The organism is Microcoleus sp. bin48.metabat.b7b8b9.023, assembly GCF_013299185.1.
GTDB lineage: Bacteria > Cyanobacteriota > Cyanobacteriia > Cyanobacteriales > Microcoleaceae > Microcoleus.
The window spans coordinates 14179-31573 of the sequence record NZ_JAAFKG010000051.1 but is presented as its reverse complement, the minus strand read 5'-3'; the positions used below and the strand labels follow the sequence as shown (position 1 = coordinate 31573).

The window sequence follows — 17395 nt, the reverse complement described above, 5'->3', positions numbered from 1 at the left end:
TCGTCAGAACCTGAAAACTATTTTTTGCCCAGCAAAACTACAGCATAGGCTGCAATTCCTTCCTCTCTCCCCACGGGCCCTAACTTTTCGTTGGTAGTAGCTTTGATGGCAACTTGGTCTGGTTTTAATTGTAGAACAGCAGAAAGGCGATCGCACATTTGCTTAATATGCGGTTTCAGCTTCGGACGTTCGGCCACAACCACCGAGTCAATATTGCCAATTTCCCAGCCTTTATCTAATATTAACTGATTGACTTGTGCCAGCAACACGAGACTGTCTGCACCTTTCCATTTTGGGTCAGTTGGCGGGAAATAGAGGCCGATATCTCCCAAACACAGAGCTCCCAGCATCGCGTCCATAATCGCGTGGGTGAGTACGTCTGCATCGCTGTGTCCTAATAGGCCTAATTCGTGGGGAATGTGGACGCCACCGAGGATCAAGGGGCGTTCTGGAACTAAGCAGTGAATGTCGTAACCGTTACCGATGCGGATGTTCATGTAAAAAAGTAGATGTTTGTCAAATGCAGACAGCAGACAATTATTTCACAGTCTGCGTGGAGATGAGTAAGTTTTTTGGGCGATCGACCTTTTTTATTTTTCGGCAGATATTGGAGAAATGCGATCGGCTGTTAAAATTACTACTTTCCCATCTTGCCAAACAGCAATAGATTCACCTAATTTACGGTGTCTTTCTATAGCTGCTGCCACGGCCGCTTTAACTCCAGCATCAATTTTTTTGTGTAAAGCAATCATTTCTTGTTCGTTCATCTTAATTCATCACTAATTTGATTCCAAATCCCACTGTTATGAATGATGGGTTGTTGCCGATTAATTATCTGTTCAGCGACCAACATTGGATAATTTTCTGAGCTATCGTAGACCATCCACCCATCACATAATGGTAAATACAAAGATAGCAGATTTTTTCTGCCTCTGTCATAGCGGCGGCGGATGACATCTTCTGGGATAGAATGACCGCCGCTAGCTACTCGTCGGGCTACTCTTGCTACGGCCAGTTCGGGCGATCGCAACCAAAAATAAATTAAGTTAATTGTATAATCTTTAGTTTAACAACTTCCAACAGGTTTGTAGTGAGGACTTCAGTCCGCAAAATCCAGGTTTGTAGTGAGGACTTCAGTCCGCAAAATCCAGGTTTGTAGTGAGGACTTCAGTCCGCAAAATCCAGGTTTGTAGTGAGGACTTCAGTCCGCAAAATCCAGGTTTGTAGTGAGGACTTCAGTCCGCAAAATCCAGGTTTGTAGTGAGGACTTCAGTCCGCAAAATCCAGGTTTGTAGTGAGGACTTCAGTCCGCAAAATCCAGGTTTGTAGTGAGGACTTCAGTCCGCAAAATCCAGGCTTGTACGAATTGACTATTTGCTCGTAAAATCCTAACAAATATCAACCAAAAGAGCGATCGCCCAAAACACCAAAAAATTGCCAAACTAAAACGCTAGCTGAGCCCTGGGTCGTCAAGCAACCCGAATCAAATCCGGATAAGCACCCAACAAATCATCGCCCGTCAAACTATCGGTTTCCTGCTGCGGACTCCAAATCACCTCTAAAACCAGTAGATTCTGGGCAGGAGTAGCCGCCGATTTTTCTAACACTGCTTTCAACTTTGCAACATCGCGAATGTCTCCAAACAGAGGTCGGCTATCCTCTGTTCCTATCAAAAACGTGACTGCAATATACTCTCCAGGCTCTTCGTCGCCAGCACTAACAGACTGTCTGTGACGGATATCGCCATTCACCATACTCAAAGTTTCCACACTTAATTTGCTGCGTTCTTGGATGGAAATTTGATTGAATATTTGCGTTGCTTTTTCTCGACTTTCGACTATCTGAGAATTCGCACAAACGTGAGTCCAATTTTCCAGATTCCTCAACACAATCAAGACAGATTCTTGCAAAAACTCCGCACGTTGACTCGCATTTGTTGTATCATAATTTAACGTCAATTCAGTTAACTGACTTGGGACTTCGCGAGCTTCTGCTAACATGACAATTTGCAACTTAGTGACTGCAAAAATGTGTTTCTTAGATTCTTTGGCAGGGTGTTGTCGATAATAGTAAATACAGTAGGCTATTAACGCAACGCAACCTCCAGCAACAAACAGCCAAAACACTACAATTTTCCAATCATCATCAGATTCCGAACTCGGAGGGCTATTCGAGTTATTATCAGTGGTAATTGGTGCTGGTGCATTGACGGCTGGTTGTTGCTCTGAACCGATATTTTGCTGACTGTTATCGAGAGTGTCTGAAGATGGCGAACTGGTATCGCTGTCGCCCGAATTATTGTCAGTGGTAACTGGTGCTGGATTACTTGCGGGCTGTTGGTTGGAACCTGTATTTTGTTGACCGTTACCGGAATTGTAAGGAACTACATAACTCGGCCCTGAATTGTAGGTGCGCTGCTGGATAATTACAGTTCTGTTATTGCTAGATTGTGGCGGAATCGGAGGGTTAGGTGCGGCGACAGGTGCAGGTGCGGCGGGCTTGTCAAAAGAGCCGCTGCGAACTCTTCCCCCAGTGTTGCCGCTGTTGCTGGGGCGGCTGGGACTGGAGCTAGCAGCACTATTCGATCGGCTGTTACTGGAAGTAGAAGAAGTAGAAGAAGTAGAAGAACTAGAACGGCTGGAACTGGAAGAAGAACTGGAAGAAGAACTAGAAGAACTCGATCGCCCGCCACTACTTCCTCCACTGCTGCCGCCGCTGCTTCTGGCCAAAGCTTCCTGGTTAATATTTAACCATTTGCCACCGCTGCTGGGAGTTAAATTTAGAGTAACTTCACCCGCGAGGAAAAAGGCGATCGCCCAACAGCACAAAAGTTGATTTTTCAGCATAAATTCTCTGGGAAAAAATCAGAAGTGTTAAATCAAAAATGTCAACAGCCCACAGCCCACAGCCTACAGTTAATTAATCCGCTAGCAAATCCGGGCGGCGCGATCGAGTTCTTTCAATTTGCTGTTCTTTGCGCCAGCGAGCAATTTCTGCGTGATTACCAGATAGCAACACGTCGGGCACCTTCAATCCCCGAAAATCGGCCGGCCGAGTGTACTGCGGATAGTCCAAAAGTCCGTCTTCAAAACTCTCAAATTTCAGCGAATCTTCCTTCGCCACAGTTCCCCGCAACAATCGCAAAACCCCATTAATCAAAGCCAAGGCCGGAATTTCGCCGCCTGTGAGCACAAAATCGCCTAGAGACACCTCGCGAGTTACCAAGTGCAGCACTCGATCGTCCACACCCTCATAATGACCGCAAATCAACACCAACTGATCGCGCCCGGTGGCGAACTCCCGAAACATCGGCTGCTGCATCGGTTCGCCCTGGGGAGTCAGCAAAATCACCTCCCGCCTCGGCAAAACCGGTAGCGATTCCACCGCAGCAAAAATTGGTTCCGGCTTCATCAGCATCCCCACTCCGCCCCCGTAAGGTTCGTCATCGACTCGCTGGTGCTTGTCTGTGGTAAAATGGCGGGGATTGACAAAATTTACCTCAGCAATATTTTTAGCTAAGGCTTTGCCCATGAGTCCCGACGCTAGGGGAGCCAGGAAAAATTCTGGAAACAGGGTAACAACGTCAAATCGCACAATTATTGGAATTTATTGATACATCACCTCTAGTTTGACCCGGAGAGGCCGATCGGTTTTCAGTAATTGCTTTATTCTTTATAATTTCTTATAATTTCTGAGAATTTTTGCCACTTAAATTCTCTTCCTTTGTCCGCGAGCCGATTTTGTACAACAATCATCTGTTCTCAGGACGGTGACTTTTGTAAAATCGCCCTTAAACAACTGCGCGATCGCGCGATGGCACCTTACTCGCACCAAAAAATATTTACTCTTAAAAAGCCCCATTGTACTCACAGGCACGGCAAAATTTAATTTCACATCTCACAGAGGAAGACACACCATGCAGCAGTTGACATCTCAAGCCCTAGAACACAATCTTTCCCAGCGCACGAAAACCTCGATTATGGTCATCGGAGGAGCCGAAGACAAGGTTCACGGGCGAGAGATTCTGAATACCTTTTTTTGCCGTGCTGGGGGTACAAACGCTCGGCTGGCGATCGTTCCCTGCGCTTCCCGAGATCCCGAAGGAATTAGCAACCGCTATCGCACCATATTTGACGAAATGGGCGTGAGCGCCGTCAAAGTCATTGACATCCGCGAACGCGAACAAGGCGAAAACCCCGTCTGGAAAGATTACTTGGAAGACTGTACGGGCGTATTCATCACAGGTGGCGACCAACTGCGGCTCTGCGGGCTGCTGGCGGACACTCCGCTGATGGAAAAAATTCGCGAATATACTCTGGAAGGGAAGATTACCCTCGCCGGTACCAGTGCGGGTGCTGCGGTGATGGGATATCACATGATTGCAGGTGGCGGAAGCGGCGCGTCACCCAACCGCTCTTTGGTAGACATGGCAAACGGACTTAACATTATTCCCGATATCATCGTAGACCAGCATTTTCACAACCGCAACCGCATGGCTCGCTTGTTGTCGGCTGTTGCTTGCCATCCCGATCGCATCGCTATTGGTATTGACGAAGATACCTGCGCTTTGTTTGAGGGAGACGATACTATGAAGGTTCTAGGTAAAGGCACGGTGACTATTGTTGATTCTAGGGATAATTTTTATACCAACGAGGCAATGGTAGCAGCGACAGAACCCTTAAGTCTGTTCAATATGCGCTTGCACGTCTTGTGTCACGGAGATTGCTACAATATGCCCCTAGGCAAACCAATGCCATCGGCAGCCTGTTCCGAGTCTGGCTGGCCTTTGGAATGCCGCACAGCAAACTAACGCAGAATATCAGAGTCATCGATCGGGCAGAAAGTATGCGGCATTTGGGCCCAATCAAAGATACAACAGAAGGATGTATTCCAAAGCAGCGACGGGCTGACACCAGAAGGTAGAATCACAGTCTTATTCTACCTTCTGGCTTCTAGTTTGTTCCTGCCCTTGACCTGCACTTGTTTCTAGCCGATCGCTGGGGCATTAATTTTCTTTCGCTGGCTGCCTATAACTGGAAATTCAATGCAAAACTGTTCGCAGCGAACAGTCGATCGAGCAATCTAGCTCCAAATTGAATAAATGCTGCAATTACCTATAAGATTTAGCGACCCATACCCCTCTGACAGTCATGAAAATACTTAAAATCCAGACGTTACGCGGCCCCAACTACTGGAGCATCAGACGCCACAAACTCGTCCTCATGCGTCTGGATTTAGAGGAGTTGGCAGATAAAACCACATCTGAAATTCCTGGCTTCTACGAAGGGTTGACCGCCACACTCCCGAGTTTGGACGACCATCACTGTTCGCCCGGCCATCAGGGAGGCTTCCTGCAACGGGTCAGAGAAGGCACAATGATGGGACACGTCATCGAACACGTAGCCCTAGAACTTCAGGAAATGGCAGGAATGCCGGTCGGGTTTGGTCGCACCCGCGAGACTGCTACCCCAGGCATTTACCAAGTAGTAATCGAGTATCAAAACGAACAAGCAGGTCGCTATGCCACCCGGGCGGGCGTGCGGATGTGCCAGAGCATTGCCGATACTGGAAGCTATCCAGCAGCGGAATTAGCCCAAGATTTGAGAGATCTCAGAGAGTTTGCTTTGTCGGCGGCCCTGGGCCCGAGTACCGAAACACTGATCAAGGAAGCAGAAGCGCGGGGCATTCCCTGGATACCTTTGAGCGCCCGGTTTATGATTCAGCTCGGTTACGGGGTGCACCAAAAGCGGATTCAGGCAACTCTCAGCAACCGCACGGGAGTTTTGGGGGTAGAACTAGCCTGCGATAAGGAAGGTACCAAAAATATCCTCGGGGCTGCTGGCGTACCGGTTCCCAGAGGGACGGTGATTAATTATTTAGACGAACTGGAAGGAGCAATAGAAGATGTGGGCGGTTATCCGATCGTCCTCAAACCGCTAGACGGCAACCACGGCCGCGGAATTACGATCGACATCAACTCCTGGGAAGTAGCAGAAGAAGCCTACGATTTAGCCAGCAATGCCTCAAAAACCAAGAGTGTGATTGTCGAGCGCTACTACACCGGGCGCGACCACAGAGTATTAGTAGTCAACGGACAAGTCGTAGCAGTCGCCGAACGAGTCCCCGCTAACGTTGTGGGAGATGGCAAGTCTACAGTAGAACAGCTCGTTGAAGAAGTAAACCGCGATCCGCAGCGGGGAGACGGACACGACAACGTGCTCACCCGAATTACGATCGACAAATTGACCCTCGATTTGCTGCAAAAACAAGGCTACGCGATGGACTCGGTATTGCCGGCCGGCGAAAGAGTATTCTTGCGCGCGACAGCAAACTTGAGTACCGGTGGCATTGCAGTCGATCGCACCGACGAAATTCACCCCGAAAACGTCTGGCTATTTTCCCGAGTCGCCAAAATCATCGGTTTAGACATCGCCGGCATTGACGTAGTAACAGACGATATTTCCGTACCGCTGCGCGATGTCAACGGCGTCATCGTCGAAGTCAACGCAGCACCCGGTTTCAGAATGCACGTCGCCCCGAGCCAGGGTTTGCCCCGCAACGTCGCCGGCGCAGTATTCGATATGCTGTTCCCCTCGCCTCAACCCACCCGAGTGCCGATTTTAGCGGTGACGGGAACCAACGGTAAAACTACAACCACTCGCCTGCTGGCCCACATCGTCAAGCAAACCGGTCAAATTACCGGCTACACGACTACCGACGGCACTTACATCGGCGAATATTTAGTCGAAAGCGGAGATAATACCGGGCCGCAAAGCGCTCATTTGATTTTGTCCGATCCCACCGTGGAAGTGGCGGTGCTGGAAACGGCTAGAGGCGGAATTTTGCGATCGGGCTTGGGCTTCGATCAGTGCGATGTCGGCGTCGTCTTGAACGTCGCGGCGGATCACTTGGGAATCGGCGACATCGACACCGTGGAACAACTAGCCAAACTCAAGAGCGTCCTCGTCGAGTCAGTAATGCCCAAAGGCTATGCAGTTTTGAATGCAGACGACCCGCTAGTATCACAAATGGCGCAGCGTGTCAAGGCTCAAATTGCATATTTTTCAATGAACCCAGACAACGAATTGGTTGCCAAACACACCGCTGCGGGCGGGCTGGCAGCAATTTACGAAAACGGCTACTTGTCTATCCTCAAAGGCGATTGGACGCTGAGAATTGAGCAGGCTGTGAACGTACCGCTGACGATGGGCGGGCGCGCGCCGTTTATGATTGCCAATGCTTTAGCGGCTTGTTTGGCGGCTTTTGCTCAGGGAGTGAAAATAGAAGATATTAGGACTGCTTTGTCAAGCTTCCAAGCATCGGTTGGCCAAACTCCCGGACGGATGAACCTGTTTAATTTGGGCAGCTATCACGCCTTGCTGGACTACGCCCACAACCCGCACAGCTACAAAGCTTTGGGTAGTTTTGTGCAGAATTGGGATGGAATGCGGATCGGGGTAGTTGGCGCGCCGGGGGATAGACGAGATGAAGATTTTGTCACCTTGGGCAAACTTTCTGCCGATATGTTCGATCGGATTATTGTCAAAGAAGATCTTGACAGACGTGGCCGAGATCCCGGTGTGGTGGCTAAGTTAATTTGCCAAGGGATTGCGGAGGCTATTGCCGCACGCACCCCAGACAAGTCTAAAGTTGAATACGAGTTGATTCTCGACGAGACAATTGCTGTTAACCAGGCTTTAGATCAAGCACCAGCAGGCAGTTTGGTGGTGATTTTACCCGAAGGTGTCACGAAAGCTCTGACTTTGATTGAAGCCCGGAAGCCGATTAAGGAATCTGTGGTAAGTCAAAGCAGTTTAGTTAACTCTCCCGAGTCGCGGGACAGTTTAAAACCTTCGGTGGTGAATCAAGGCTAAACTCTTAAATCTCATTAAATTAATAGGTTGGGTTTACTTATGTTAAACCCAACCTATTTTTTTGAGGTTCCTGCTGCATATAATCTTTACCCACCGATCGCAGTATAGAATAAGGAAAAATGAAGCAGCAGGGTTGAAGCATGAATGAGGACGATCGCACCAGAGTCGAAACATTCATCACGCGCTGGGCAGGTTCTAGCGGCAATGAACGCGCAAACTACCAGTTGTTTTTTGCGGAAATGTGCGATGCGCTGGGAGTCGATCGCCCTTGCGATAAAGGCAGAATTCCCAACGATCCCTACTGCTTTGATAAAGATCTCAAAATCTTTCATCCCAGCGGTAAAGTAACTTCGGGGTTTGTGGATTTTTACAAAGCCGAACACTTTTTAATCGAAGCTAAACAGGGCGGAACTACAAGTAAAAAAGGAACTGCAAAACGCGGAACCAATACCTATTTGCGGGAAATGGAAAAAGCCTTCGTGCAAGCCGTTGCTTATACGCGAAATCTCAGCAGCAAGCCGCCGTTTTTATTGACTTGCGATATTGGCGACCATTTTGAATTGTGGATGGGTTTTAGCGGCGATTACGGCGGCTATGGGGCGCGGCGAGAAATTGGATTGGCGGAGTTGCGAAAGGCAGATGTATTCGATTTGTTTGTCGATATTTTTAGCAATCCACAGCAGCGCAACCCTGAGAAAATTGCGGCGCGGGTGACGCGGGAAGTGGCCGCCGATTTGGCAGAGTTGGCGAAGCGGATGGAGGCGAATGTCGATCCGCAGCAAGTCGCCCAGTTTTTGATGCGCTGTATTTTCACCATGTTTGCTGAGGATGTGGGTTTGTTGAAGGAACATCTGTTTACGCAGGCGCTGGAAACGCGATGGATTCTCAATCCGAAGACGTTTAAGCCGGAGGTAGAGGCGCTGTGGGAGGCGATGAACGAGGGGACGAGTTTTGGCTTTCACGGCCAACTGTTGCGGTTTAATGGCGGATTGTTTGCGGAGTCCCAGGCGTTTGCGCTGACAAAGGCGCAGTTAGAAGTGTTGTTACAGGCGGCGAAGCGGGATTGGTGCAATGTGGAACCTGCGATTTTTGGGACTTTGTTGGAAAGGGCGCTGGATGCACGGGAGAGGAGTAAGTTGGGGGCGCATTATACGCCGCGATCGTATGTGGAACGGTTGGTAAAGCCTGTGGTGATGGAGCCTTTGGGCGATCGCTGGATTGCGGTACAAGCGGAGGTTAAACAGTTGCTCAACGCGGGGGAATCGGAACCGACTGCGAATCAAAGAAAAAAGGCGATCGCGGTTTTAGAGGCATTTCTGACGGAGTTACAACAGGTGAAAATTCTCGATCCGGCGTGCGGATCGGGGAATTTTTTGTATGTGACATTGGATTTGTTGAAGGGGTTGGAGTCGGAGGTGTTGCGGCGCTTGGAGGATGTCACCGGATCGGCGCAGTTACGGTTAGATATTGCCCAAGTTAATCCCAGTCAGTTTTTGGGAATTGAGCTCAATCCGAGGGCGGCGGCGATCGCGGATTTGGTGATTTGGATTGGTTATTTGCAGTGGCATTTTCGGCGGTTTGGCGACATTCCGCCGATCGAACCTGTGTTGCGGGAGTACAACAATATTGAATGCCGGGATGCGGTGTTGGCCTATGACGCGAGGGAACCGGATGTGGATGCGACGGGGAAGGTGAGAACTCGCTGGGGCGGGCGGATGATGAAAAGTCCGGTGACGGGGGAGGATATTCCCGATCCGACAAACCAAGTAACGATTTATCAGTATTTGAATCCAAGGGCGGCCGAGTGGCAGGAGGCTGATTATATTGTGTCGAATCCGCCGTTTATTGGCAATGCGAGAATGCGCGAAATGTTAGGGGATGGATATGCAGAAGCGTTGCGGAAAGTTTATAAAGATGTACCCGATACTGTTGATTTTGTGATGTATTGGTGGCACAAGGCAGCAGAACTAACTAGAGCGAGCAAAATTAAACGCTTTGGGTTTATTACCACAAACAGTATTCGCCAAGTTCGGCAGCGGAAAGTTCTGGAGTTTCATTTTACGCAAAAGAGTTCAACCAGATTAATTTTTGCTATTCCCGATCACCCTTGGATTGATGGAGGGGCAGCAGTCAGAATTGCAATTACAGCAGGTGAATTAGATGACCTCAAAAAGCCTGTAAGGATTGCCAACTTTGGTACAGTAGTTGCTGAGAGTGAAGGAGAGACACCGGAAGACTCAGCAGAGCAAGTTGAAGTGCAGTTGCAGAATGTAGGGCTAATTTTTAGTAACCTTAAAGCTGGTTCTGATTTAACTCAATCTCAACCACTCCTGGCTAATGATAGGCTTTCCAGTCGCGGTGTTATGCTATTTAGTTCCGGGTTCATTGTCGATAAATCTGACTTTGGAGAGATTGAGTCTGAGGTTCTTTTTCCATACATCAATGGACGAGACTTTATGCAACGTTCTCGCAATATGCGTCATTAATTTATTTGGCTTAAAAGCTGATAAAGCTCAAGAACTATATCCAAAAGCATTCCAATGGGTGTTGGATAAAGTTAAACCTGAACGAGATACTAACCGTGATAAGAGCCTTCGAGAAAACTGGTGGATATTTGGTCGTCCAAGAACTGAACTTCGACCAGCACTAAAGGGACTACAGCGTTACATGGCTACAGTAGAGACTGCGAAGCATAGAGTATTTCTCTTCCTGTCCGCTGAGGTAATACCGGACAACAAATTGATTGCGATCGCTCTTGATGATGCTTATTTTCTAGGTGTTATGTCTAGCAGAATTCATGTAACTTGGGCGCTGGCAACGGGCGGATGGCTGGGTATAGGGAACGATCCAGTATATGTCAAGACAAAATGCTTCGACCCCTTCCCTTTCCCTGACGCAACCGACACCCAAAAACAAACCATCCGAGAACTCGGAGAACGCCTCGACAGCCACCGCAAACGAGTCCAAGTGACTCATCCCGAAGTCACCATCACCGGGATGTACAACCTCCTCGAAAAACTCCGCAAAGCCGAACCCCTCGACGACAAAGACAAAGCCTTCAACCAAAAAGCCCTAGTCTCCACCCTCAAACAAATCCACGACGAACTGGACACCGCCGTATTTGCCGCCTACGGTTGGGAAACAACCCTTACCGACGACCAAATCCTCGAAAACCTCGTCACCCTCAACGCCCAACGCGCCGAAGAAGAACGCAACGGACTAATTCGCTGGCTGCGCCCCGACTACCAAGCCCCCGGCGAAACCTACATCCAACCATCCCTTGCAGGTATCATAACCGAAACCGAAATCGCCATTACTCCCAGCGAACAACAACCCTTCCCCAAAACCCTCAAAGAGCAACTTTCCGCCATCCGCGACTTATTCCGCACCCAAAGTGGCGAATGGACAGCAGCCCAAGTCACCGCCCATTTCAAAGGCGCAAATCGCAAACAAAAAGTGATTCTCGACTGTCTAGAAAGCCTGGAAGATTTAGGGATTTTGCTCAGTCATGCGGAAAATGGGATGATATTCTGGCATCTCGCAGAAGTTGGAAGCGATCGGTAAGTTTTGCTTGGCAATTGTTATCATAATTTTATCCAGCAAGAGGCGATCTAATGCTAGAAACCACAATCCTAGAAACCTTAGTCAAGTTGCCAGATTCCCTGAAACAGGAAGTTTTGCACTATGTAGAATTCTTAGCGGCAAAATATGCAAATAATGAGGTGGCCGTAAATCCTCCTCAAAAGAAACGTCTAGCAGGGATGATGAAAGGCACGTTTGTCTTACCCCTTGCTGATGATTTTGATGCACCATTAGAGGATTTCCAGGAGTATATGGAATGAGTGCATTGCTCCTCGATACTCACACTTTTATTTGGTTTTCAGAAAATGCTCCTAACCTATCAGTTGCATTGAAAGAGCAGATTGAATCCGCCGATAGAGTCTATTTGAGTATTGCCAGTCTTTGGGAAATTGCCATCAAAATCAGCATTGGTAAACTGACGCTGCAATCAGACTATGCAGATATCGAAGCTCAGTTACCTGCTGCTGGCATCTTGTTACTGCCAATTTCATTTGCGGATACTGTACGGGTTCGCAACCTACCATTCCATCATCGCGATCCATTCGATCGCATTTTAATTGCCCAATCCATTAATCATTCTTTAGTTTTAGTCAGCCGTGATGAAATGTTTGATGCTTATGCTGTTCAAAGACTATGGGTATAAACTAGACTATTCTTCCTCTGCGATCTCTGAATTGTTGTTATGTCCAATCTTCCAAAACCAGTCCTGGGACTTGTGCAAAATCTTGTCGATTTCGCGTCACTAAAATTGAGTTATTAACCAAAGCAATGGACGCAATCCGCAAATCTTGTGTCCCAATTCGTATTCCCTGATGGCGCATTGTCAAATATTGCTCGTAAGCTGACTCGGTAAAATCCAGAACGAGAAAATCGTTGAGAAATTTAACAGCCGATCTCAAGCCCACATAAGCCCAAGTTAAGCGTTGATTCTGTCCGGGTTGCGAAGCTTGACGAATTGCATTGAACCAGCCCTGAATCAATTCCTCAACATTGATGACAGTAATAGCAACATCGCTGGTATGGAGAGTTTCAAAACGTTGCAATATGAGTGGATTAGAGTGTTGCAGCAGTGTGATATGGTCGGTATCGAGAATATATTGAGTCATGGGGTCTCAGACTCAGGAAAATCGATATCGGCATTTCGATCGCGCCGATAGGCTGCAACATATTCCGTGACTTCATTCAACAACGGATTGCATCTCAAAAGAGGCGAAACATTCAACATCGGACGCGCCTCGTACCAAGCAATCCGATCGTCAATTTCTGGCTGATTATCCAGATAAAAGCTAATCGCATCAAACACTTGAGCAGCCGTTACGAGTTGCAGTAACTTCTGTGGGATTTCGTCAGGCTTTATTCCCGATTTCCAAAACACCACAATATCCCGTACAGTAACTTGAGTGCCTGCAATAATCGGTTCCCCCTGCAAAACTTCAGGATTGCGGGTGACATAGCGAGAAATGCTTGTAGGAGACAGCGAACTGGTCATAACGACCTCATCAAAAAATGTAAACCAGCCTTCATCTTAGCATAGTGGACAGAAGACGCCCGCGTTCATTACTGTTTGGTTCATTACGAACCTTTTTTATTATGGTAATCGACCGGACATGATATTACGACAAAGAGCCAGGGAATGGGGAAATAGTCTCGCTAAATGTCCTGACTGTGATTTTCCTACCTAAATCCTGAGCTAATAAATCGATACCGTCAATAACTCGATCGGGTTCTGCAATACTTAAAATATCATAGCATTTTTCCCGATAATCGGGACGCTCTTGGAAATACTGAATCGCTCGATTTAGCGGTTTCATAACTTGATAAGCTGCTTCAGCTTTGTCGATCTCCTCTTGGGGAATCGGACTCGCTAACCTTTGAATTGCCAAGTCAATTAAATCTCTAGAGTTTACTAGATCGCTCGGCCATCGATCGGCATTGGCTAACAGTTTTTCTGCTATACTATCGATTTGATTCAAGCAAGGAACAGGCGACCAATTAGGATAATTTGGTTCGCCAAACTGAATTCGCCCTTCACAAACCATCTCGAATTTAATGGTAGTGCCATCCACAATAACTGGAAATCTGATCCCGTATTGGTTTGATTGAATATCGTTGGGGAGAAAAATGCGCTCGCGATTAGCAAATATCGCATCATAGCCTGCTTCGGCCACTTTTCGGCGCAGGAGACTGTAGCCACCATCCATCGGACACATAAAGTCAATATGCTGGCTTAACCGATATTCCTCATGTTCCATACTTATCAGGGTTCCGCCGCCAAAATAAGCACGACATTCCTGCAAAAACTCGACATTCAAGTGGCTGAGTACAGTTAATATTTTTTGATGAATTTTGCGCTTAAACATTAGTTGCAAATTTACCCGTTTTTCTGTTTTTTGGGGCTGGCAAATGCTTAAGAGTTCCGCTACCAGCCAAGATTGATAGTGTTGGCTAATTTGTTGAATAAAAATTAGTTCCTCAGAGTTGGGTTCTCCCAAAACTCCCCAATAATGCCAGCCTGATTCGTAGCGACATAGCATTTCCGGGAAAGTCAGATTTTTGACATTAGCAATTTGCCAGCAGATAGCCTCAAGAAATGGCAGTTGTGCGGGGATTTTAAATGCGGTTGCTAGTTCTTTATCGTTCATCTTCTTTGCAAAACTCCTTCTCTATTCCATTTGCAAATACTCCAACACCAGCAGTCGCAAATAGTCTAGCATTCGGATATAAGACCGCATTTGAAGATAGCCCGATCGCGTCTCATCATAAAACTGAGCGATCGCAGAACGATCGAACACCCGAAGCTGATGTAAATGTGCGATCGCTTGTTCGCGATTCTCAACCCCTGCGCTAGTCTCAATCTGACTAGCATAACCACGAATACTGACTGTCACTAACTCAAGCTCCTCCAGAAAAGAAAACTCTTCCTCGGAACCAAGATAGTTCTGAGCTATCTCTTTGCGCTCTGATTTAGTGTTTTGATAGTCAACCGTCAACTGTGCCAAAAGCTGCACAATAATATCTTGCTGAATCGCTAACTTATAATGATTCATCTCTCTCATCTCTTCCTCTGTGTTCTCTGCGCTCTCTGCGGTTAAATATTCCTATTTAATCATCGGAATTACCCCTTAACAACCGCCCACTGAGTCACCGGTGCAAGCGGCTTCCAACCCTGAAAAGAACCGATCGCACCAACCCGCTGAATCCCAATTCTAATTAACTCCCCGCCGTGCAAAGAATGCCACTGCAAAACCTTAAATTCGCTCTCAACAGTCACCGCATTCACCACCAATCGTCCGCCTTTACCTAAAGCATTCCAACAAGTTTCTAGCACAGATTCTGCGGTGACACCACCACCGATGAAAATAGCGTCTGGTTGAGGCAAATTTGCTAAACCATCCGGTGCTTCTCCCGCGATAATTTTGAGTTCGGGAACACCCAAATTAGAGGCGTTTTCAGCGATGTATTGCAGTCGAGTTGGATGGCGCTCGATCGCGATCGCCCGACAACTCCGATGACTCCGCATCCACTCAATCGCGATCGAACCGCAGCCCGCCCCCACATCCCACAGCAACTCCCCCGGAATCGGCGCTAAGGCCGACAGCGTAACGGCTCTAACCTCCCGTTTCGTCAACTGTCCATCGTGGCGATAGACTGCATCCGGTAAGCCGGAGGTGCGGGAAACGAGCAGAGTTTCGCGATCGGCTGTAACTGCAATGGCGATCGCATTCAAATCGGCTAAATCCGTCGCATTCCAAGCTGCTGCAAGCCCCTCAATCCGCCGTTCCGCCTCCGATCCCATCCGCTCGAACACAGTCATCAAACTGCTGCCAAACCCCCGCTGTGTCAACAATTCGGCAACTTTTCCCGGCGTGTGTCGATCGGCACTCAAGACTAGCAAGCGCGCACCGGGATATAGAGAAAGTGCGATCGAGGCGATCGGGCGATTGGTTAAACTGAAAGTCTCAACATCCGCCAACGGCCAACCCAAACGGGCGCAAGCCAGACTAAAAGCGGATGCTGCGGGAATCACAGTCATTTCGGCGATCGGAATCCGGCGCGACAGCGTGACACCAATCCCGTGACACATCGGATCGCCACTTGCGAGCACGCAAACAGACTCTGGGCGACGGCTGATGATGCTGTCAACTGTTGTTTGTAATGGTGAAGCCCAAACTAATTTTTCGCGGGTGTCGTCGGTTGGTAGCATTGCGAGGTGACGGGCGCCACCGACAATGATTTTAGATCGATCGAGTAACGAAAGGGCGATCGCGCTCAATCCCGAAAGTCCGTCTTCGCCAATTCCCACCACCGAAAGCCATTTGTGCATTGCGCCCTGACTGCTAATTACTACTTATCGATTCTAAAGAATAATATGGGATTTTCATTGACAATCCTTTCTTCTACTTGTCTCATCCCGAGTCTGGCTGCTAATTTGCATGATTCAATGTTTGGGCGATCGCAACTTGCAACCAGATAATCTAATCCAAGTCCATCAAAACCATACTCTAATATTTTGGTGGATGCTTCAGTAGCGTAGCCTTTTTTAATAGCTTTCGGCAACAGCGCATAAACCAACTGCGGCTGCGGTTCCTCAAAAAAATACCACAACCCCACAAATCCAATAACTTCGCGATCGCTCTTTCTCTCGATAAACCACAAGCCGAATTTCTTTTCTCCAAACAGTTGTTCGTTCTGTTCGATCATTTCTTCCACTGGATCTAGCGACCAAATTTGACCGTCGCACAAATATCTCCTGACATAGGAATCGGTAAAAATGGCGTGCAGCTTGTTGAGATCGTTCTCTACAATCGGTGTCAAAATCAATCTATCAGTTTCAAGTATCATTGGACTTCTATTTGTCAACAGTTCGCAAACTTATAAAACCTGATTCACCAAATATCTAGTCTACCATGATATTATATCCGATCGATTAACCATACAGTGCGATCTAGAAGCTCGCACTAGACAATATCGAAATTTTAATATATTTTATCGAACCCTATGCCAATTTTGTTTTTGGCATACAGAAATAGATCGATCGCCCTTAGAGGCAAGTAACTTTTGAGGAAAGTGCGATCGAAAGAACAATGAGAGACTGGCATCAGTTTGATCGAAAACAAAAAATAATCACCGTCGGCTATGGAACCGCAGTCGCGTTAGTATTAGTAGCGATTGGTTGTACCGCGTGGGATGCGATCGTGGTGACGGCAGGCATCTTTAAAACCACTCTCGGTATCTTTAAAACAACTCCTTGTCTGGCTTACAAATTTGAAGATGTTAACCCTTTAATTGCAGGTAAAAACGTTAAAATAAAAATTGGGGAAGGCAGCGGTTCCGATTGCGGAGTATCAGAACTCGCATCGTTTGGAAAACCAGCAGTTTGGTCGTCACAAGATACCAAAGTTATCCAACTTTCCCAAGATGGAACTGTGACGGGTATTGCGCCGGGAAAGTTTACCGTGTTGGCAAAAACAGGACAAAAAACACTCTTGATGTCTGGTGTTGTTTATCCGCCAGATTGGGATGTTCGGATTCAGCCAGAAGTGGCGACAGTGCGCGTGGGCGATCGCATTACCTTTGAAATGATCGCCTCTGATTCAAAAGGCAATTTGCTACCCCCATTAACTTTCGGGCTGCGGACTCCAGATTATCAGGAACCGGGGCCTGGTGCGCCAACCAAGCCTCCGAATTCGCGGCCGTTACTCGATCGCACCTTTCATCATATGGGCGCGCAACCGGGCACGTTTCGAGCGCTGCGCCCCGGAAAGATTGCGATTGCGGGTAAAATGGGCGATCGTACAAAATCAGCCCAATTAACTATCAAATAAAATAACCAGTTTTGTTGCTATTTTATGAATCTACGCGATCGCATAATTTTGACAGTTGCTGCTTATAGCCTTTTTCAAAAAGATGAGGTATGACTGAGAACTTACATAACCATC

18 protein-coding genes are annotated in these 17395 nt (G+C 47.7%); 7 read left to right on the top strand and 11 right to left on the bottom strand.

The window, feature by feature from the left end:
* Nucleotides 1-17: 17 nt before the first annotated feature.
* The 5 genes from ispF to trmD form a co-directional block, all read right to left on the bottom strand.
* A complete protein-coding gene (ispF, locus tag QZW82_RS24280; protein ID WP_293154082.1) occupies nucleotides 18-497 on the bottom strand; it encodes a 2-C-methyl-D-erythritol 2,4-cyclodiphosphate synthase in 480 nt (159 codons plus the stop codon).
* 93 nt (nucleotides 498-590) lie between these two features.
* The gene (locus QZW82_RS24275) at nucleotides 591-767 is read right to left on the bottom strand and encodes a hypothetical protein (RefSeq protein WP_293154079.1); all 177 of its coding nucleotides are present in this window, start codon (nucleotides 765-767) and stop codon (nucleotides 591-593) included.
* The gene (locus tag QZW82_RS24270) at nucleotides 764-1030 is read right to left on the bottom strand and encodes a hypothetical protein (protein ID WP_293154076.1); all 267 of its coding nucleotides are present in this window, start codon (nucleotides 1028-1030) and stop codon (nucleotides 764-766) included. Before QZW82_RS24270 ends, QZW82_RS24275 begins: the two co-directional genes overlap by 4 nt.
* Before the next feature lie 439 nt (nucleotides 1031-1469).
* On the bottom strand, nucleotides 1470-2846 hold the full coding sequence (locus QZW82_RS24265; RefSeq protein ID WP_293154073.1) for a DUF1517 domain-containing protein: 1377 nt from the start codon (nucleotides 2844-2846) through the stop codon (nucleotides 1470-1472).
* A 73-nt stretch (nucleotides 2847-2919) separates the two neighbouring features.
* Nucleotides 2920-3594, bottom strand: a complete 675-nt coding sequence (trmD, locus tag QZW82_RS24260; protein WP_293154070.1) for a tRNA (guanosine(37)-N1)-methyltransferase TrmD — start codon at nucleotides 3592-3594, stop codon at nucleotides 2920-2922.
* A 322-nt stretch (nucleotides 3595-3916) separates the two neighbouring features.
* Here trmD and QZW82_RS24255 point away from each other — a divergent pair, with 322 nt between their 5' ends.
* The 6 genes from QZW82_RS24255 to QZW82_RS24230 all read left to right on the top strand — a co-directional run bounded on the left by QZW82_RS24255 (nucleotide 3917) and on the right by QZW82_RS24230 (nucleotide 12099).
* Nucleotides 3917-4810, top strand: a complete 894-nt coding sequence (locus tag QZW82_RS24255) for a cyanophycinase (protein WP_293154067.1) — start codon at nucleotides 3917-3919, stop codon at nucleotides 4808-4810.
* A gap of 340 nt (nucleotides 4811-5150) precedes the next feature.
* Entirely contained in the window at nucleotides 5151-7874 is a 2724-nt protein-coding gene (cphA, locus tag QZW82_RS24250; RefSeq protein WP_293154064.1) for a cyanophycin synthetase, read from the top strand.
* A 140-nt stretch (nucleotides 7875-8014) separates the two neighbouring features.
* Nucleotides 8015-10360, top strand: a complete 2346-nt coding sequence (locus QZW82_RS24245; protein WP_293154061.1) for a DNA methyltransferase — start codon at nucleotides 8015-8017, stop codon at nucleotides 10358-10360.
* A gap of 181 nt (nucleotides 10361-10541) precedes the next feature.
* Nucleotides 10542-11438 carry a type IIL restriction-modification enzyme MmeI gene (locus QZW82_RS24240; RefSeq protein ID WP_293154058.1) on the top strand — a complete coding sequence of 299 codons (897 nt, stop codon included), beginning with the start codon at nucleotides 10542-10544 and terminating at the stop codon, nucleotides 11436-11438.
* Between the two features lie 50 nt (nucleotides 11439-11488).
* Nucleotides 11489-11716 (top strand): DUF2281 domain-containing protein, encoded by a 228-nt coding sequence (locus QZW82_RS24235; RefSeq protein WP_293154055.1) that lies wholly within the window; start codon nucleotides 11489-11491, stop codon nucleotides 11714-11716.
* Nucleotides 11713-12099 (top strand): type II toxin-antitoxin system VapC family toxin, encoded by a 387-nt coding sequence (locus QZW82_RS24230; protein ID WP_293154052.1) that lies wholly within the window; start codon nucleotides 11713-11715, stop codon nucleotides 12097-12099. Before QZW82_RS24235 ends, QZW82_RS24230 begins: the two co-directional genes overlap by 4 nt.
* 37 nt (nucleotides 12100-12136) lie before the next feature.
* Here QZW82_RS24230 and QZW82_RS24225 read toward each other — a convergent pair whose 3' ends face one another.
* The 6 genes from QZW82_RS24225 to QZW82_RS24200 all read right to left on the bottom strand — a co-directional run bounded on the left by QZW82_RS24225 (nucleotide 12137) and on the right by QZW82_RS24200 (nucleotide 16298).
* Nucleotides 12137-12562 carry a type II toxin-antitoxin system VapC family toxin gene (locus tag QZW82_RS24225; RefSeq protein WP_293154049.1) on the bottom strand — a complete coding sequence of 142 codons (426 nt, stop codon included), beginning with the start codon at nucleotides 12560-12562 and terminating at the stop codon, nucleotides 12137-12139.
* Nucleotides 12559-12945 (bottom strand): DUF433 domain-containing protein, encoded by a 387-nt coding sequence (locus QZW82_RS24220; RefSeq protein ID WP_293154046.1) that lies wholly within the window; start codon nucleotides 12943-12945, stop codon nucleotides 12559-12561. The genes QZW82_RS24225 and QZW82_RS24220 overlap by 4 nt, the downstream gene beginning before the upstream one ends.
* A gap of 124 nt (nucleotides 12946-13069) precedes the next feature.
* Nucleotides 13070-14098 (bottom strand): nucleotidyl transferase AbiEii/AbiGii toxin family protein, encoded by a 1029-nt coding sequence (locus QZW82_RS24215; protein ID WP_293154043.1) that lies wholly within the window; start codon nucleotides 14096-14098, stop codon nucleotides 13070-13072.
* A gap of 21 nt (nucleotides 14099-14119) precedes the next feature.
* The gene (locus tag QZW82_RS24210; protein ID WP_293154041.1) at nucleotides 14120-14503 is read right to left on the bottom strand and encodes a hypothetical protein; all 384 of its coding nucleotides are present in this window, start codon (nucleotides 14501-14503) and stop codon (nucleotides 14120-14122) included.
* A gap of 68 nt (nucleotides 14504-14571) precedes the next feature.
* Complete coding sequence (gene cbiE / locus QZW82_RS24205; RefSeq protein ID WP_293154038.1) at nucleotides 14572-15780, bottom strand: precorrin-6y C5,15-methyltransferase (decarboxylating) subunit CbiE; 1209 nt, start codon at nucleotides 15778-15780, stop codon at nucleotides 14572-14574.
* A 20-nt stretch (nucleotides 15781-15800) separates the two neighbouring features.
* Nucleotides 15801-16298, bottom strand: coding sequence for a GNAT family N-acetyltransferase (locus tag QZW82_RS24200; RefSeq protein ID WP_293154035.1), 498 nt, complete (start codon nucleotides 16296-16298; stop codon nucleotides 15801-15803).
* Between the two features lie 242 nt (nucleotides 16299-16540).
* Here QZW82_RS24200 and QZW82_RS24195 point away from each other — a divergent pair, with 242 nt between their 5' ends.
* On the top strand, nucleotides 16541-17281 hold the full coding sequence (locus QZW82_RS24195; protein WP_293154032.1) for a hypothetical protein: 741 nt from the start codon (nucleotides 16541-16543) through the stop codon (nucleotides 17279-17281).
* Nucleotides 17282-17395 lie beyond the last annotated feature (114 nt).

Bases quoted from the DNA above. Each gene is read 5' to 3' on its own strand.
- QZW82_RS24235 (WP_293154055.1), top strand. From the start codon at position 11,489: ATGCTAGAAACCACAATCCTAGAAACCTTAGTCAAGTTGCCAGATTCC.
- QZW82_RS24275 (WP_293154079.1), bottom strand. From the start codon at position 767: ATGAACGAACAAGAAATGATTGCTTTACACAAAAAAATTGATGCTGGA.
- QZW82_RS24210 (WP_293154041.1), bottom strand. From the start codon at position 14,503: ATGAATCATTATAAGTTAGCGATTCAGCAAGATATTATTGTGCAGCTT.
- QZW82_RS24230 (WP_293154052.1), top strand. From the start codon at position 11,713: ATGAGTGCATTGCTCCTCGATACTCACACTTTTATTTGGTTTTCAGAA.
- cbiE (WP_293154038.1), bottom strand. From the start codon at position 15,780: ATGCACAAATGGCTTTCGGTGGTGGGAATTGGCGAAGACGGACTTTCG.
- QZW82_RS24220 (WP_293154046.1), bottom strand. From the start codon at position 12,945: ATGACCAGTTCGCTGTCTCCTACAAGCATTTCTCGCTATGTCACCCGC.
- QZW82_RS24195 (WP_293154032.1), top strand. From the start codon at position 16,541: ATGAGAGACTGGCATCAGTTTGATCGAAAACAAAAAATAATCACCGTC.
- cphA (WP_293154064.1), top strand. From the start codon at position 5,151: ATGAAAATACTTAAAATCCAGACGTTACGCGGCCCCAACTACTGGAGC.
- QZW82_RS24200 (WP_293154035.1), bottom strand. From the start codon at position 16,298: ATGATACTTGAAACTGATAGATTGATTTTGACACCGATTGTAGAGAAC.
- QZW82_RS24265 (WP_293154073.1), bottom strand. From the start codon at position 2,846: ATGCTGAAAAATCAACTTTTGTGCTGTTGGGCGATCGCCTTTTTCCTC.
- QZW82_RS24225 (WP_293154049.1), bottom strand. From the start codon at position 12,562: ATGACTCAATATATTCTCGATACCGACCATATCACACTGCTGCAACAC.
- QZW82_RS24245 (WP_293154061.1), top strand. From the start codon at position 8,015: ATGAATGAGGACGATCGCACCAGAGTCGAAACATTCATCACGCGCTGG.
- ispF (WP_293154082.1), bottom strand. From the start codon at position 497: ATGAACATCCGCATCGGTAACGGTTACGACATTCACTGCTTAGTTCCA.
- QZW82_RS24255 (WP_293154067.1), top strand. From the start codon at position 3,917: ATGCAGCAGTTGACATCTCAAGCCCTAGAACACAATCTTTCCCAGCGC.
- QZW82_RS24215 (WP_293154043.1), bottom strand. From the start codon at position 14,098: ATGAACGATAAAGAACTAGCAACCGCATTTAAAATCCCCGCACAACTG.
- QZW82_RS24240 (WP_293154058.1), top strand. From the start codon at position 10,542: ATGGCTACAGTAGAGACTGCGAAGCATAGAGTATTTCTCTTCCTGTCC.